Here is a 14385-nt window from a genome sequence, read left to right as displayed (position 1 = left end):
CCCTTAGCCGGATACGGCGATAATCCGCGCCAGGAAGAACGACCAGGTGGTCACAATCCCCCCAAGCAGGTAGTGTGCCACACCGACCGCCCGTCCCTGGATAATGCTCAACGCCCGCGGTTGAATGGCCGGCGCCACCTTGAGCTTGTTGTGCGCCCAAACGATGGACTCAATCAACTCCTGCCAATAACCGCGCCCGCTGAACAGGAACATCAAGCTAAACGCCCAGACAAAGTGCGCCCCCAGGAACATGATCCCGTAGGCCGACAACGCCGACCCGTAGGAACCGATCACCTGGGACGACTGCGCCCACAGGAAATCCCGCAACCAGCCGTTGATGGTAATCGCGCTCTGGGCAAAGTTGCCACTGGTGATGTGGTTGATCGTGCCCTCGGCGTCCACCGTGCCCCAAATGTCCGACTGCATCTTCCAGGAGAAATGGAAGATCACAATCGACAGGGCGTTGTACATCCAAAACAGGCCCAGGAACACGTGGTCCCACCCCGAGACCTGGCACGTCCCGCCCCGCCCCGGACCGTCGCAGGGGAAGGCAAACCCTAGATTCGCCTTGTCCGGAATCAAACGGGAGTTACGGGCAAACAGCACCCCCTTCAGCAGGATCAACACCGTCACATGGATGGTAAAGGCATGGATGTGGTGCACCATGAAATCCGCCGTGCCCAACACCATCGGCATCATCGCCACTTTACCACCCACCACCAGCGTTTCCCCGCCGAAGATGGGACTTACCCCCGCACTGGCATAGGGAGCCGTCGCCCCCGCCGCCGCCGCGTGTAACCCTTGAATCCACTGGGCAAACACCGGCTTCAGTTGGATGGCCGTATCCGAGAACATATCCTGGGGCCGTCCCAGCGCCCGCATCGTGTCGTTATGGATATACAGGCCAAAGCTGTGGAAGCCCAGGAACAAGCACACCCAGTTCAAGTGGGAAATAATCGCATCCCGGTGCCGGATCACCCGGTCCAGCACATTGTTCACATTCTGCGCCGGGTCATAATCCCGCACCATGAAAATCGCCCCATGGGCACCGGCCCCCACGATCAAAAAGCCCCCAATCCACATGTGGTGGGTAAACAGGGACAATTGGGTGGGGTAATCCGTTGCCAAGTAGGGATAGGGCGGCATGGCGTACATGTGCTGGGCCACGATGATCGTCAGCGACCCCAGCATCGCCAGGTTAATCGCCAATTGGGCATGCCACGAAGTGGTCAGGATTTCATATAGCCCTTTGTGACCCGTCCCCCCAATCAACAAGGGGTCCTTGTGGGCCTCCAGGATTTCCTTCAGGCTGTGGCCGATCCCCCAATTGGTCCGGTACATGTGGCCGGCGATGATAAACAGCACCGCCAGGGCCAAATGGTGGTGGGCCGTATCCGTCAGCCACAGACCCCCCGTCACCGGGTTCAGGCCCCCCTTAAACGTCAGGAAATCCGCGTAGGCCCCCCAGTTCAACGTAAAGAAGGGAATCACCCCACTGGGCACCCCCCAGGGCACATGGGGGAACACATCCGCCATCAAATGGGGGTGCAAAATCCACTCGTGGGGCAGGGGAATATCCGCCACCGAGGCAATCACCTTGCCGCCAACCGTCAGCGGTTTCCCCGCATCAATGGCATCTAAACAGGCATTAATCGGCAACGACACATGAATCTGCTGCCCGGCATAGCCCAAGCACCCCAAACCCAGCAGACCCGCCAGGTGGTGGTTCAGCATGGACTCCACATTTTGGAACCACTCCAGCTTGGGGGCCGCCTTGTGGTAATGGAACCAGCCGGCAAACAGCATCAGCGCCGCCATCACCAGCGCCCCAATGGCCGTGCAGTAAAGTTGGAACTCATTGGTAATCCCATTGGCCCGCCAGAGTTGGAAGAACCCAGAGGTAATTTGAATCCCCTGGAATCCGCCTCCCACATCGGCGTTGAGAATTTCCTGGCCTACAATCGGCCAAACCACCTGGGCACTGGGCTTGACGTGCAATGGGTCCGCCAGCCAGGCCGAATAGTTGGAAAACTTGGCCCCGTGGAAGTACATCCCGCTCAGCCACACAAACACCACCGCCAAGTGGCCAAAGTGGGCGCTGAAAATTTTGCGGGAGATGTCCTCCAGGTCGCTGGTATGACTGTCGAAATCATGAGCGTTAGCGTGCAGATTCCAGATCCAGGTGGTAGTTTTCGGCCCCTTGGCCAGACTCCGGGAAAAATGCCCCGGCTTGCCCCACCGCTCAAAGGACGTGGGTACGGGGTCCCGGTCCACAACCACCCTGACCTTCGCTTCCCGCTCCGGTGGACTGATGGTCATTAGAACGCTCCTCTCCTACTACGGCAAGGAATAACAGTGTTGTGCCTAGAGGGACCCAAAAGACTGGCATCCCCCCTCCCTGAGCTGACCCAGGAAATTCCCATTTCAGCCCAGTAACACCGTTGGCTTTAGTCAGCATTATAGGCTCCCATCGCCGCCCGAACCGGGGCGTTAATAATAGTTAAAGTCCCTGTCGTTTCTCCGCCGTCCACCCGCAGCATCGCAAAATAAATTTACACAAATTTACATATCTTTGCTTTTTAGGGTGGCGGTCCCATTGTCAGTAGGCATGGGTCGCGCTGGGAGGGGATGTGGTGCGGAGTGCTCCGCTTGGCCCTCTGGCGGTGTGGTGCGGGGTAGGTGGGCTGACTGCTGGGGGATAGGCAGAACGACCAGTCCATTCCCCGCTTTTTGCCCCGGGAAAGTTGTGCTGATGGGTCCCTTGCCCCGCCCTGGTCGAGAGGCGCACCTTGTTGCCGATGGTCTGGGGAAATCGCCATGACCAGGCCTTCACGCCCATCACGATGGAGATGCCACAAGGGGGGGGGATGGAGCCTTGACTGCTGGCGGGCGGCGGTGGGAAAGGATTACCTCCACCGGACCCAGTGGATGTGACCACCGACCCAGATGGCTCTCTGGCTCTGGCCAAACGGTCGCTTGCTGATAAAGGACGGCTGCACCATCGCTGCGCCAGCGCCTGGCAAAAGCTAAGGATTTTGGTTAGAATCACTATAATTTACGACGATGGCCATCCCCCATGAACGATCCCCAGCGGTTGGCGCTTTTTGGCACCAGTGCAGACCCTCCGACGTTGGCCCATGCCCAGATCATCCGCTGGCTGGCCCAGGAGGACGAGTTTGACCAGGTTTTGGTGTGGGCGGCGGATAATCCCTTGAAGACGGGGCAGACGCCCCTAGAGCACCGCATGGCCATGCTGGAGCGGTTGGTGCAGGAGTTGGGGGAACCCAAGGTGCGCTTGGCGCCCGAGTTGAGCCACCGGTTTACGCGGGTGAGTGTGGCGCGGGTGAAGGAGCAATATCCCCAGGCGACCCTAACGCTGGCCTTAGGCGCAGATTTACTGCCCCAACTGCCCCGCTGGCACCAGGCGGAGGAGTTGTTTCCCCAGGTGGAGGTGGTGATTATCCCCCGTACGGGTTACACCCTGGCGCCGGCGGCCTTGGATTGGCTGCATCAGCATAGCCCCCGGGTGCGCATCGCCCCGATTACGGTGCCGGATTGGTCGTCCCGGGCCTTTCGGGAGGGGCAATGTTTGGACGAACTCAGTCCGGCGGTACAGGCCTACATCCAAGATCACGGACTTTACCGGGAAGCGGAAATGCCGACCCCCCGCCGATGAACGCTCTGCAAATCACCGTCGAGGTGGTGACGGTCATTTTTTCGGTGGACACGGAAGCCCAGCGCCTGTTGGTGCTCTTGTGTATGGAGGAACCGGCGCGGTTGCCGGGAATGCCCCTGAGCGGGGAACTCACCCTGGCGGAACAGGCCTACCGGGTGTTGGCGACGAAGGTGCAGGTGGAGCATTTGTATTTGGAACAGCTCTACACCTTTGGGGGACCGGGGCGGGATGTCCGGGAAACCTCCGACCACCGCTATTTGTGCGTGGCCTACTTTGCCCTGGTGCAGTACCAGGAAACGGTGTTGTTGCCGGGGCCGGAGCCGGTGCGGTGGGTGCCCTTTACCGAACTGCCGCCGTTGGTGGGGGACCACGCTGACATCGTGCGCTATGGCTATCAGCGACTGCGCAACAAGTTGGAATACAGCCCCATTGCCTTTCAGGTGCTGCCGGAGTTGTTTACCTTGGGGGAACTCTACCAGCTCTACGCCACCATCCTGGGGGAGGACTTCAGCGATTATTCCAACTTTCGCGCCCGCCTGTTGAAGTTGGGATTTTTGCAAGACACGGGTCAAAAAGTGTGCCGCGGGGCGGGACGACCGGCCAGTTTGTATCGTTTTGACCGGGAAGCTTTTTTACCCTACAAAGATAAACCCATGGTGTTTATATGAGTGAACTGCGACTGGGTCTGGCCCAACTGCATCCCACGGTGGGGGATTTACTGGGCAATAGCGCAAAGATTTTACAGGCGGCCAAACAGTGCGCGTTGCAGTCGGTGTCGTTGCTGATTACGCCGGAATTGTCCCTGTGCGGCTACCCCCCTCAGGACCTGGTGCTGGACCCTTTGTTTGTAGAAAATTGCCAAACTGCCCTGCACAACCTGGCCCTGAAACTGCCCCCGAAAATCGGCGTTTTAGTGGGCACGATTCTCCCCAACCCTGATTGGTGGCAAAAGGGAGAAAAACCTTTATTTAACGGCGCAGCGCTCTTGCTGGATGGCCGGGTGCGATACACGTTCCACAAACAACTCCTGCCGGACTATGACGTGTTTGATGAACACCGCTATTTCCAGCCGGGGCAGCAGCTTAATATCTTGCGTTGGCAGGGGCTACGCCTGGGCATCACCATTTGTGAGGACCTGTGGAATGACGAGCAGTTTTGGAGCGGGCGGCGTTACCCGGACAATCCGATTGCCCGCTTGATGGAACGGGGGGTGGATGTGGTGATCAATATGTCGGCGTCCCCCTATTGGCAGGGGAAAGGAGCGCTGCGGGAAGCCCTATTGGCCCACCACGCCCGCAAATACCATGTGCCGCTGGTCTATGTGAATCAAGTAGGGGCGACGGACCAACTCATTTTCGATGGGCGGAATGTGATCGTGGATGCCCAGGGGCAGGTAATTCACCGGGGGCGGGCCTTTCAGCCAGAGGTGCAAATCGTCAGCTATCGCCAGGGGCAATGGTCCGAAACCCGCCTGCATCCGGCGCCGGAGTCCTGGGGGGAGGTGTGGCAGGCCCTAACGTTGGGCATTCGCAACTACGTCCACCAGAGCGGCTTCCAGCGGGTGGTGATCGGCCTGAGCGGTGGGATTGACTCGTCGGTGGTGGCGGCCCTGGCGGTGGAGGCCCTGGGGGCGGAACAGGTGCAGGGGGTACTGCTGCCGTCACCCTACACCTCGGAGACCTCCATCACCGATGCCCTAACCCTGGCGGCCAATTTGGGGATTGCTACCGAGAAAATACCCATCCACGACCTGATGGCTGGCTACCAGCAGGCATTGGCCCCCCTGTTTGCAGGGATGACACCGGATGTGACCGAAGAGAATATCCAATCCCGCATCCGGGGGACGCTGCTGATGGCCCTGGCCAATAAGTTCCGGGCGCTGGTGTTGGCTACTGGCAACAAGTCGGAACTGGCGGTGGGTTACTGCACCCTGTACGGGGACATGTGCGGCGCCCTGGCCCCCATCGGCGACCTGTACAAAACCCAGGTGTATGCCCTAGCCCGCTGGTACAATGCACACCGGCAAGGGCGGGGCGAACCAGCCGTTATTCCCGAGTCTGTCCTGACCAAAGCCCCCAGCGCCGAGCTGAAACCGGGCCAGACGGACCAGGATACCCTGCCCCCTTACCCCGTTCTCGACGACATCCTGCACCGCTGGCTGGGAGAACGGCAAACCCCGGATCAAATCGTGGCTGCCGGTCACGACCCCGTCCTGGTTGCCCAGGTGATGCAAATGGTACAACGGGCCGAATTCAAACGTTTTCAGGCCGCACCAGTGCTGAAGGTGTCCGAGCGGGCCTTTGACCGGGGCTGGCGGGTACCCCTCGTGGCCCAACCTCCCCGGCAGAAACTCCCCTTGCGGGACTAGCGGCGACGTGGTACGGCGGCCAGGAAATCCTCGGGGATGGAGACTGTCGCCGGGGGTGTTTTGACCGCGTAAATAACCAGGCGGGCCAGTTCGCGGTAATCGGCGGGATCGCCCCCTTTGCGGCCCCGGTCGGGAATGCGCTTGGCCGGGAGTCCAGCCCCCAACTGGGGAAAGCCCAATTTTTTGCGGTAGTAATCCCCGTAGCGGGGGGTCTTCAGGTTAAAGGGCGTTTCCCCCTTTTCCCGCTGGGGCAAAATCCGCCGCCGCTGGTAGGGCACCGTGTTGTCCCCAAAGTTCTCCATATATTCATCGCTGTTGAGGAGGGCGTCCACCAACCCCTTGATGCCCTGGGTGCCCAGCACGATGGACCAGGCAATCTTTTCCCGCTGGCTATAGACATCCCGTCCCAGTACCCGTTGCACCACCAGTTCCACAAACCGGTAGTTGTCGTTGCAGTCGTAGTTGTTGCGGCGGAAGGCCTCCGACAGCAGCAACCCCCGGATGAAATCCCGCACGGTAATCTGGCCATAGCGCAGTTGGGACTCCAACACCGGCTGCCGGTTGGCCCGAATGATCTGGTGCTCGCTGAAAATCTGCCGATAGGCAGCCCAAATCAGAGCATCCATGTCGCTAGGGGACAGCAAATTTTCCGTGGTAAACACCCGGGGCTGCTCCTCGCCACCTATTTCATACCCCACCACCCGCTGGTTCTGGCTGGTCGGCCCGTAACTGAGCAAAGGTAACGCCATTGTGCCTCTCTCCAAAAAGTTGCCCATTGATTTCGATAATACTCAACCCCGACCCCCGCCCGCCCCGGTTAACGCCTGGAGCGCCAATTGTTAAAAAATAAAAACAAATTGCCCCGGAACACCGCCGGTAAGCCATCTGATCTTTGCGTTTTACAAACAACAGTAAAGTTTTGTTTCAAATGCGGGGGTATTTGGTTCAGGGGGTGGGGGTGGGCAAGGCAGGTATTACTGGCTTGGCGTGGGTTTAGGGCGGTTTGTACGCTGGCCTACGGTCTGAAAAACTTGCAATGATTCTTAAAAAAGTCCTTTCTAATCTTCCGCTATAAAGGGTTTTGGGGGAAGCGCGGCTGTGGCGCACCCTTGGGACCCTTCTGAGAAACCTTGGCGTTTTTGAGGGGGGTGACAGGGGTTGTGTTGCACAGTGGCTTTTACCCGAACTGTTGTTTAGAGAAGATTCCGTTAAAAGGAGATTCACATCCATGTTGGACGCATTTGCTAAAGTGGTTGCCCAGGCGGATACTCGGGGGGAATTTATTAGCCCGGCGCAAATTGATGCCCTGTCGGCGATGGTGGCCGATAGCAACAAACGGTTGGACGCTGTGAACCGGATGACCTCCAATGCGGCGACCATCGTGACCAATGCGGCGCGGGCCTTGTTTGCCGAGCAGCCCCAGTTGATTCAACCGGGCGGGAATGCCTACACCAGCCGGCGGATGGCGGCCTGCCTGCGGGATATGGAAATCATCCTGCGCTATGTGACCTACGCCACCTTGGCTGGGGACCCCAGTGTGTTGGATGACCGCTGCTTGAACGGGCTGCGGGAAACCTACCAAGCGTTGGGGGTGCCGGGGGCTTCTGTGGCCGTGGGGATTCAAAAGATGAAGGAAGCGGCCATTGCCATCGTCAACGACCCCAACGGCATTACCCGGGGTGATTGCAGCCAAATCGTCTCGGAAATCGCCAGCTACTTTGACCGGGCGGCGGCGGCGGTGGTCTAACCGGTCTGGCCCTGATTGTTGTGTTGAGTTGTTTTTTTAAGGAGTGGAGCGATCATGAAAACCCCTTTGACGGAAATCATTGCGGCAGCCGATAGCGAAGGCCGTTTCCTGAGCAACACGGAACTGCAGGCGGCGTTTGGCCGGTTTGGGCGGGCGCAAGCGGGTCTGCAGGCGGCTAAGGAACTGACGGCCAAGGCGGAGCAGTTGATCAAGGGTGCCGCCCAGGCGGTGTACAACAAGTTCCCCTACACCACCCAAATGCAAGGCCCGGAATATGCCTACGATGAGCGGGGCAAGGCCAAGTGTGAGCGGGACATCGGCTACTACCTGCGCATGGTCACCTACTGCTTAATCGTGGGCGGCACGGGGCCGATGGATGAATATCTGATCGCCGGTTTGGATGAAATTAACCGCAGCTTCAATCTGTCGCCGAGCTGGTATGTGGAAGCCCTGAAGTACATCAAGGCCAACCACGGGCTGACGGGCCAAGCGGCAACGGAAGCCAATAACTACATTGACTACGCCATTAATGCCCTGAGCTAAGGGCTAAGGGGAGACCATTCACCCGGTGGGAATCACCTGAACAGGGAATTCTTACCGGGTTTATATTTCCTGGGGCTGTTGCATTGTTGAGGGGAAACGATCCTATGACTACATCCACGTCGGCGAAAAATTTGGGGATTAGTGAATTGAACCGGGATGAACGCATTGAATTGCGCAGCAATCCGACGGAGGCGGACTACGACCGGGTGATCCGGGCAGCTTACCGGCAGGTGCTGGGGAACGATTACGTGATGGCGTCCCAGCGGCTGCGGTTTGCCGAGTCCCAATTGCGCAATGGCAATATCACGGTGCGGGAGTTTGTACGGGCGCTCGCCAAATCGGAACTCTATAAAAGCAAGTTTTTCTACCCGAACCCGCAGGTGCGCTTTATCGAGTTGAATTACAAACATCTGCTGGGGCGGGCGCCCTATGACGAGATGGAAATTCGTCTGCACAACGATATTTATGTGAATGAGGGCTACGACGCGGAAATTGACTCCTACATTGACAGTCAAGAGTACGCGGATAACTTTGGGGACCACATCGTGCCCTATTACCGAGGGTTCTGGAGCCAGCCGGGGCAAAAAACGGTGGGCTTTACCCGCATGTTTCGTCTGTACCGGGGCTATGCCAACAGTGACCGGGCGCAACTGGAGCAACGCAACCCCCGCTTGACCTGGAATTTGGCCCGCAATACGGCCAATACGGTGATCCCGCCGTCGGGGGTGAGCGATGGCTGGGCCTTTCGTCCGACCCCCAATCAGACGGGGCCAGCGCGCCAGGGGGCTTTGGTAGGCGATAGCAGCCGGGTCTATCGGGTGGAGGTGGCTGGCTTGGCGGGACCACGGGTGCGGCGCAGTACGCAAACCCTGCTGGTGCCCTACGAGCAACTCTCGGCCCGGATGCAGCAAATCCAGCGGCAAGGGGGACGGATCGCCAGCATTACTCCGGCCTGACGGACAATTCGCTGGTTGTGTTTGGTTGGGGACCCCCTAGGGGTCTTTTTTTTTGCGGCGGCGCTGGTGTCGGTACAATGGTAGCAAGAAGCAAGAGCGCAAGCCATGGAGATAACCTGGCGGGTCACGCGGTATCGAGGGTTGTGGTGGGGGTTGTCCCTGGGGGTGATCCTGATGGGACTGGTGGCGATGGCCCTGCTGTGGGTGCAGACGGGATACCCTTTGCGGCCCAGTATTGATTTCGTGGGGGGGACGCGGTTGCAACTGGAGCGGGACTGTTCCCAGGGTTGCCCGGAGCCGTTGACCTTGCCCCCGTTGCGGGCGGCGCTGGCGGAATTGGGCTTGGGGAGTAGCAGCCTGCAGATTGTGGGGGACCAGGCGGTGTCGGTGCGCACCCGGTTTTTGACGCCCCAGGAGCGGGAGCAACTCCAGGGGAAGCTCATTCAGGTTATGGGTCCGATTGATCCTCGAAAAACCCAGATCGACAGTATCGGCCCGACGTTTGGCCGCCAAATTTTTGTCAGCGGGTTGGTGGCGTTGGTGGTGGCCTTTTTGGGGATCGGGCTGTATTTGGCGGTGCGGTTTCAGGTGGACTATTCGGTGTTGGCGTTTGTGGCCCTGCTTCATGACGTGCTGGTGACGGTGGGGGTGTTTGCCCTGCTGGGGTTGGTGGCGGGGGTGGAGGTGGACAGTTTGTTTGTGGTGGCTCTGCTGACGATTGTGGGGTTTTCGGTTAACGACACGGTGGTGATCTATGACCGGGTACGGGAGCTGTTGAAGCGGCACGGGGATTGGCCGATCCAGCAGGTGGTGGACACCGCTGTGGCCCAGACCTTGACCCGCTCGATTAACACCACGTTGACCACCATCCTGAGCTTGGTGGCGATCGTGTTGTTCGGGGGAGAAACGTTGCGTTGGTTTGCCCTGGCCCTGATCGTGGGGTTTGTCAGCGGCGCCTATTCCAGCATTTTTATTGCCAGTACCGCCTTGGCCTGGTGGCGGAGTCGCCATGCAACAAACCCGGCTTAATCAACTGGCGGACCAGGTGGGACAGACGGTACAGCGCTGGGTGGCCTGGCCCTTGAATCGCTGGCTGTTGTACCTGGTGATGTTTTTCGGGGGCACGTTTGCGGCGACGGCCGTCAGCACCAGTCTGGGGGCGCTGGCCCAATTGGACCCGGTGGCCATGGTGGTCCTGTTGGTGGCGACGGAACTGGTGAGTTGGTTGACCTATAGCCGCCGGCGGGTGGGATTACTCCTTTCCCTGCTCAACATGTTCAAGATCGGTTTTATCGGCGGCATGTACCTGGATGCGCTCAAGCTGGGCAGTTAGGTCCTGCACTCCCCCGTGGTTTAGGCGGTAGCTCAAGGGGTGGGCAATCCAGCGGGCGCTACTGTGGAATAGGACATCGCACTCCACTAACCCGTTCTCCCGCAGGGTGCGTCCGGTGGCCACCAGGTCCACGATGGCATCGGCCATGCCCGTCAAGGGACCCAGTTCCACCGAGCCGGCCAGGGGCACCAGTTCCACCGGCAAATCCAGGGCGGCAAAAAACTCACGGGCGCAGTGGGTGAATTTGGTGGCCACCCGGGCGTAGGGGGGCAAATCCAGGGCGCAACGGTAGGGGCTGTCCCGGCGCACGGCCACCGACATGCGGCAATGACCAAACCCCAAATCCAATAACTGGGCCACTTCCGCCCCTGATTCCCGCAGCATATCGTAGCCCACAACCCCCACGTGGGCCTGCCCCCGGGCCACATAGGCCGGCACATCGTGATTGCGGACCAAAAGGGCCTGCGCCCCGGTGGCCGGGTCTTGCATCTGCAACAGGCGGTTGTCTGCCGCTAACAGGGGGCGAAAGTCCAATCCTACTCGATACAACCGGTCAATGCTGTCGGCCAGGAGGGACCCCTTCGCCAGAGCAATGACCAGCATCCCTACCCCAGCATCTGCCGGGAGATGAGTTTTTCTAAATCCGCCTGGGTCTGGCCCAGCATTCGCTCCCGCCCATCTTGACTCTGGGGCGACACCGGCGGCACCAGATTGCGAAACTGCAAAGCCATGTGCACCTGGAGATGGGCAACGTAATCCCGGAGGTCTTCCCGCAGCGTCGAATGGGGAGTCATCCTTGTGTCCCTCAGTTGGATACCGACAACGCCTGCTACGTTAACACAATCCCCAAGCAGTATTGCGGGTGTCTTTATCAAGCTTAACAAGCCGGTGATCTTTAGTTACTTGCTGTGAGGGTTTCTCGCCAGGGGCGTTGGTAGCGCTGGGCGTAGTAATCCAGGATCTGGGTCAGACGTTGTTCCTGTTCCGGGGTCTGCCAGCGACAGGTGATGCCCGCCACCTGGCTGTGCTCGTAGGCAAAGGGTAAAAACTGGGGGATCAGGATGGTTTCTATCCCGAATACTCCACAGTGGGCCGCCAGCTCCCGGTACACCCCCAGGGGTAACTCCGGTTGGTAAAACGTCCGTTCCGTCATTCTGGCAACAGACAGCAGTTCACCCCGTCCACGCACACTTTACCGGATTGTAAAGCCCACCGCACCAGGGCCACTCGGTTTTCCGTGGCGGTTTTGGTGAGGATGTTGCTGATGTGGTTATCCACCGTGCGCTTGCTGATTTCCAGGCGCTGGGCGATTTCTTGGTTTTTTAGCCCGGCAGCCACCAGCGCCACAATCTCCATTTCCCGCTCCGATAACACTGGCTGACGTTGGGTTGGACGGTTCACCATAGTCCCCTTGCCATAGCTGATATTTATACTCAATATCCATCATAGGGCAAAGGGGGAGGCGGTTCAGCGGTTTTATTCGGTTTCATTTTGGATTTGGCAGGTTGCCGGATTTGCTCCAAAAGGGCCTCCACCTGACTGACCCCCGCAGGATGGTTCTGCTGGCGGTAGAGGCGATGGGCGGTTTGCAGGGCACTTTCGGCTTCGGCATAGCGTTTTTGCTGGTATAGGGCCAATCCCAGTTGGTGATGGGCCAGGGCCAGTTCTGGTTCTCGGTGCACCACTTCGCGGTAGGCGGCAATGGCCTGGTCCCACTTTTGCTGCTGCATATACAACTGGCCCAGGTGCATGTAGGCGCGGGCGGGTTGTAGTTGGGCAGCCTGTGTGTAGGTGGCAATAGCGCCGGCAATGTCCCCGCCGATTTCCTGTAAACGGGCCAGTTGAAAGTACATCTCTGCGTCTTGGGGCTGTAGCGCCAGGGCTTGGCTCAGCAGATATTTGGCTTGGGGAAGGTCCCCCTGCATGGCCCGCCCTAGAGCAATCAGCCGTTGAATCCCCCTATCGCGGGGAGCTAGTTGGGCGGCGCGGGTGAGGGCTTCCAGGGCGGGTTGGGGTTGATTCAGGTGTAGCCAGAGCCGTCCCTGGGCCTCCAGTAGGGGGACCGATTGGGGCTGGTGGGCTAACCCCCGGGCTAGGGTTGCCAGGGCGGCCTGGGGTTGTCCCAACCGTTCCTGCACCGCCGCTAACCCCAGGTAGGCCGTCACTTGGCGGGGATTGACCCGTAGGCTGCGGGCATAGGTGGTAGCCGCCTGTTGCCATTCCCCTAACTCCGCTTGCACCCGCGCCAGAGCGTTGAGATAGTCCAGGTTTTGGGGCTGTAAACGTACGGCTTGCTGATAGGCCTGTAGTGCCGCTGGTCCATCCCCCAGTTGCCGGTGCAGGTAACCCAGGGTGGCCCAAACAGCGCCGTTGTTGGGGGTGCGTTCGGCTAGCTGTTGGTACACTGCTAAGGCGGCGGCCCAATCTCCCTGGCGTATCCGCTCCCGTCCTTGGCGCAATAGGGGCACAACCGTCTGGTCTGGAGCCACCTGGGCCAAAGATACCGTCGCTGCTGCGGCTACCGCACCCGACAGCCCCGAATACGGCAGAAACATAGGGTGTGTTTTGGATATGGCAGTTGGCAACCCAGGATACAATGACCGCCAGACAGAAGGCAACCGAATGGACTCCACAGCCTTTTGGCAGGACCTCCAGGCCCGCAGCGAACGCTATTGGCAACGCCGGCGGGAACCCCTGGGAGCGCTGAGCCTAGGGACCACCCCCTATTGGTCGGTGGTGATTGTCGGGCTGCCGGGGGTGGGCAAATCTACCCTGTTGCGCCATCTGGTCCACCCCTTGCCTGTGCCCACCGGACCGACCGCCTGGCCGGTGAGGGTGTTGACTGCTGATCCCCCCATTTTGTGGACCGACACGCCGGGGTGGACGCCAGAACGATCTGCTCTAATTCAGGAGGCGCTGGCCTCGGCAGAGCTATGTCTGTGGGTGACATCGCCCCAGCTGCCTCCAGAATTGGCCCAACAGTTGCGGGATTGGGGCCGTCCGGTGATTCGGGTTCTCCCCTGGAGCAGTGGTGAACCGCCGGTACCCCCGCCCCCTACGGCCAACTGCCTGGCCACAGCAGTGGTGCGGCTGTTTCCGGTGACCCAACCGGTCCGTCTCCAGTGGCCGGACGGGCGGGTGGAAACCCAGGCCGTGCCCTTGCCGGTGGATGTCGGCCCTGTCCAAACCCTGTTGGCAGAGGCATGGCAACAGCGGACTGCTCTGACTTGTGTGAACCGCCTGTTGTGGATGGCCCGGCGGGAACGGGAATGGATCGCGCAAAAGCAACAAGCGCCGCTGCCCTGGTGGCCCCTGCTGCTCAAGGCGCTAGTCGTCACCTTGACACCGGGGCTAGGGCTGAAACTGGCGGTCTCATGGCTGGCCGATGTGGGGGCCGTTTTGTGGCTGAGCCGTTGCTACCGGTTGCCCCTGACCCCCTATGGCCTGGAGAAATTGGTGCTGGCGCTGGGCTTGAGCAGTACCCTGGTAGCGTTCGGGAGTGGGTTCATCCCTGACGGAGAAGGACTGGTTGCCCTGGGGGGAGGATTCTGGGGGGGCCTAACGGCCTACGGTGTACAGCGGGTGGCGCGGCGCTATCTGTGTCAAGGGGCGACCTGGGCCATGGATGGACCCTGGTGTTTACTCCGGCGCATCCAGCAGCAACTCACGCCCGGCACCCCGTGGCATGCCTGGGTGAGCCATTGCCTGCAGTTGGTGGGTAACCTGTCATAATAGAAAACATTGCCGCCGGAATGAAAAACG

16 protein-coding genes are annotated in these 14385 nt (G+C 59.7%); 9 read left to right on the top strand and 7 right to left on the bottom strand.

Going from position 1 to position 14385, the window contains the following annotated elements; all coding sequences use genetic code 11:
• Nucleotides 1-3 precede the first annotated feature (3 nt).
• Nucleotides 4-2319, bottom strand: coding sequence for a photosystem I core protein PsaA (gene psaA, locus Q6L55_01455; GenBank protein MEN9257384.1), 2316 nt, complete (start codon nucleotides 2317-2319; stop codon nucleotides 4-6).
• Between the two features lie 757 nt (nucleotides 2320-3076).
• Here psaA and Q6L55_01450 point away from each other — a divergent pair.
• The 3 genes from Q6L55_01450 to Q6L55_01440 are packed head-to-tail and all read left to right on the top strand — an operon-like array spanning nucleotide 3077 to nucleotide 6044.
• Nucleotides 3077-3676 carry a nicotinate-nucleotide adenylyltransferase gene (locus tag Q6L55_01450; protein MEN9257383.1) on the top strand — a complete coding sequence of 200 codons (600 nt, stop codon included), beginning with the start codon at nucleotides 3077-3079 and terminating at the stop codon, nucleotides 3674-3676.
• Nucleotides 3673-4344: a hypothetical protein gene (locus tag Q6L55_01445; protein MEN9257382.1), complete on the top strand. Its 672-nt coding sequence runs from the start codon at nucleotides 3673-3675 to the stop codon at nucleotides 4342-4344. The genes Q6L55_01450 and Q6L55_01445 overlap by 4 nt, the downstream gene beginning before the upstream one ends.
• Nucleotides 4341-6044: an NAD+ synthase gene (locus tag Q6L55_01440; protein MEN9257381.1), complete on the top strand. Its 1704-nt coding sequence runs from the start codon at nucleotides 4341-4343 to the stop codon at nucleotides 6042-6044. Before Q6L55_01445 ends, Q6L55_01440 begins: the two co-directional genes overlap by 4 nt.
• Here Q6L55_01440 and Q6L55_01435 read toward each other — a convergent pair.
• The gene (locus Q6L55_01435) at nucleotides 6041-6793 is read right to left on the bottom strand and encodes a phycobilisome rod-core linker polypeptide (protein MEN9257380.1); all 753 of its coding nucleotides are present in this window, start codon (nucleotides 6791-6793) and stop codon (nucleotides 6041-6043) included. The two genes, Q6L55_01440 and Q6L55_01435, sit on opposite strands and share 4 nt — an antisense overlap.
• 479 nt (nucleotides 6794-7272) lie before the next feature.
• Here Q6L55_01435 and Q6L55_01430 point away from each other — a divergent pair, with 479 nt between their 5' ends.
• From Q6L55_01430 to Q6L55_01410, 5 genes are all read left to right on the top strand, one after another.
• Nucleotides 7273-7791 (top strand): phycocyanin subunit beta, encoded by a 519-nt coding sequence (locus tag Q6L55_01430; protein ID MEN9257379.1) that lies wholly within the window; start codon nucleotides 7273-7275, stop codon nucleotides 7789-7791.
• Nucleotides 7792-7845: 54 nt separating this feature from the next.
• Nucleotides 7846-8334 carry a phycocyanin subunit alpha gene (gene cpcA / locus Q6L55_01425; protein ID MEN9257378.1) on the top strand — a complete coding sequence of 163 codons (489 nt, stop codon included), beginning with the start codon at nucleotides 7846-7848 and terminating at the stop codon, nucleotides 8332-8334.
• A gap of 104 nt (nucleotides 8335-8438) precedes the next feature.
• The gene (locus Q6L55_01420) at nucleotides 8439-9290 is read left to right on the top strand and encodes a phycobilisome linker polypeptide (GenBank protein MEN9257377.1); all 852 of its coding nucleotides are present in this window, start codon (nucleotides 8439-8441) and stop codon (nucleotides 9288-9290) included.
• Between the two features lie 105 nt (nucleotides 9291-9395).
• Nucleotides 9396-10319, top strand: coding sequence for a protein translocase subunit SecF (secF, locus tag Q6L55_01415; protein MEN9257376.1), 924 nt, complete (start codon nucleotides 9396-9398; stop codon nucleotides 10317-10319).
• Nucleotides 10300-10623 carry a DUF565 domain-containing protein gene (locus Q6L55_01410; protein ID MEN9257375.1) on the top strand — a complete coding sequence of 108 codons (324 nt, stop codon included), beginning with the start codon at nucleotides 10300-10302 and terminating at the stop codon, nucleotides 10621-10623. Before secF ends, Q6L55_01410 begins: the two co-directional genes overlap by 20 nt.
• On the opposite strand, the gene hisG is transcribed toward Q6L55_01410, so the two are convergent.
• The 5 genes from hisG to Q6L55_01385 form a co-directional block, all read right to left on the bottom strand.
• Nucleotides 10543-11226: an ATP phosphoribosyltransferase gene (gene hisG, locus Q6L55_01405; protein MEN9257374.1), complete on the bottom strand. Its 684-nt coding sequence runs from the start codon at nucleotides 11224-11226 to the stop codon at nucleotides 10543-10545. The two genes, Q6L55_01410 and hisG, sit on opposite strands and share 81 nt — an antisense overlap.
• A gap of 2 nt (nucleotides 11227-11228) precedes the next feature.
• Nucleotides 11229-11417, bottom strand: coding sequence for a hypothetical protein (locus tag Q6L55_01400; protein ID MEN9257373.1), 189 nt, complete (start codon nucleotides 11415-11417; stop codon nucleotides 11229-11231).
• 101 nt (nucleotides 11418-11518) lie between these two features.
• Entirely contained in the window at nucleotides 11519-11776 is a 258-nt protein-coding gene (locus Q6L55_01395; protein MEN9257372.1) for a hypothetical protein, read from the bottom strand.
• Nucleotides 11773-12027 (bottom strand): LuxR C-terminal-related transcriptional regulator, encoded by a 255-nt coding sequence (locus tag Q6L55_01390; GenBank protein ID MEN9257371.1) that lies wholly within the window; start codon nucleotides 12025-12027, stop codon nucleotides 11773-11775. Before Q6L55_01390 ends, Q6L55_01395 begins: the two co-directional genes overlap by 4 nt.
• Before the next feature lie 29 nt (nucleotides 12028-12056).
• Nucleotides 12057-13178, bottom strand: coding sequence for a tetratricopeptide repeat protein (locus Q6L55_01385; GenBank protein ID MEN9257370.1), 1122 nt, complete (start codon nucleotides 13176-13178; stop codon nucleotides 12057-12059).
• 67 nt (nucleotides 13179-13245) lie between these two features.
• On the opposite strand from Q6L55_01385, the gene Q6L55_01380 reads away from it, so the two are divergent.
• Nucleotides 13246-14355, top strand: coding sequence for a GTPase (locus Q6L55_01380; protein ID MEN9257369.1), 1110 nt, complete (start codon nucleotides 13246-13248; stop codon nucleotides 14353-14355).
• Nucleotides 14356-14385: the final 30 nt, after the last annotated feature.

Source organism: Gloeomargarita sp. SRBZ-1_bins_9 (assembly GCA_039794565.1).
Taxonomy (GTDB): Bacteria; Cyanobacteriota; Cyanobacteriia; order Gloeomargaritales; family Gloeomargaritaceae; genus Gloeomargarita.
The sequence above is the reverse complement of the archived record's forward strand: the minus strand, read 5'-3'. Positions and strand labels throughout refer to the sequence as shown.

What these genes read in the sequence shown, in the direction of transcription:
- psaA (MEN9257384.1), bottom strand. Translation starts at nt 2,319, where the DNA reads ATGACCATCAGTCCACCGGAGCGGGAAGCGAAGGTCAGGGTGGTTGTG.
- Q6L55_01385 (MEN9257370.1), bottom strand. Translation starts at nt 13,178, where the DNA reads ATGTTTCTGCCGTATTCGGGGCTGTCGGGTGCGGTAGCCGCAGCAGCG.
- Q6L55_01430 (MEN9257379.1), top strand. Translation starts at nt 7,273, where the DNA reads ATGTTGGACGCATTTGCTAAAGTGGTTGCCCAGGCGGATACTCGGGGG.
- Q6L55_01395 (MEN9257372.1), bottom strand. Translation starts at nt 11,776, where the DNA reads ATGACGGAACGGACGTTTTACCAACCGGAGTTACCCCTGGGGGTGTAC.
- hisG (MEN9257374.1), bottom strand. Translation starts at nt 11,226, where the DNA reads ATGCTGGTCATTGCTCTGGCGAAGGGGTCCCTCCTGGCCGACAGCATT.
- Q6L55_01440 (MEN9257381.1), top strand. Translation starts at nt 4,341, where the DNA reads ATGAGTGAACTGCGACTGGGTCTGGCCCAACTGCATCCCACGGTGGGG.
- secF (MEN9257376.1), top strand. Translation starts at nt 9,396, where the DNA reads ATGGAGATAACCTGGCGGGTCACGCGGTATCGAGGGTTGTGGTGGGGG.
- Q6L55_01380 (MEN9257369.1), top strand. Translation starts at nt 13,246, where the DNA reads ATGGACTCCACAGCCTTTTGGCAGGACCTCCAGGCCCGCAGCGAACGC.
- Q6L55_01400 (MEN9257373.1), bottom strand. Translation starts at nt 11,417, where the DNA reads ATGACTCCCCATTCGACGCTGCGGGAAGACCTCCGGGATTACGTTGCC.
- Q6L55_01390 (MEN9257371.1), bottom strand. Translation starts at nt 12,027, where the DNA reads ATGGTGAACCGTCCAACCCAACGTCAGCCAGTGTTATCGGAGCGGGAA.
- Q6L55_01445 (MEN9257382.1), top strand. Translation starts at nt 3,673, where the DNA reads ATGAACGCTCTGCAAATCACCGTCGAGGTGGTGACGGTCATTTTTTCG.
- cpcA (MEN9257378.1), top strand. Translation starts at nt 7,846, where the DNA reads ATGAAAACCCCTTTGACGGAAATCATTGCGGCAGCCGATAGCGAAGGC.
- Q6L55_01420 (MEN9257377.1), top strand. Translation starts at nt 8,439, where the DNA reads ATGACTACATCCACGTCGGCGAAAAATTTGGGGATTAGTGAATTGAAC.
- Q6L55_01410 (MEN9257375.1), top strand. Translation starts at nt 10,300, where the DNA reads ATGCAACAAACCCGGCTTAATCAACTGGCGGACCAGGTGGGACAGACG.
- Q6L55_01435 (MEN9257380.1), bottom strand. Translation starts at nt 6,793, where the DNA reads ATGGCGTTACCTTTGCTCAGTTACGGGCCGACCAGCCAGAACCAGCGG.
- Q6L55_01450 (MEN9257383.1), top strand. Translation starts at nt 3,077, where the DNA reads ATGAACGATCCCCAGCGGTTGGCGCTTTTTGGCACCAGTGCAGACCCT.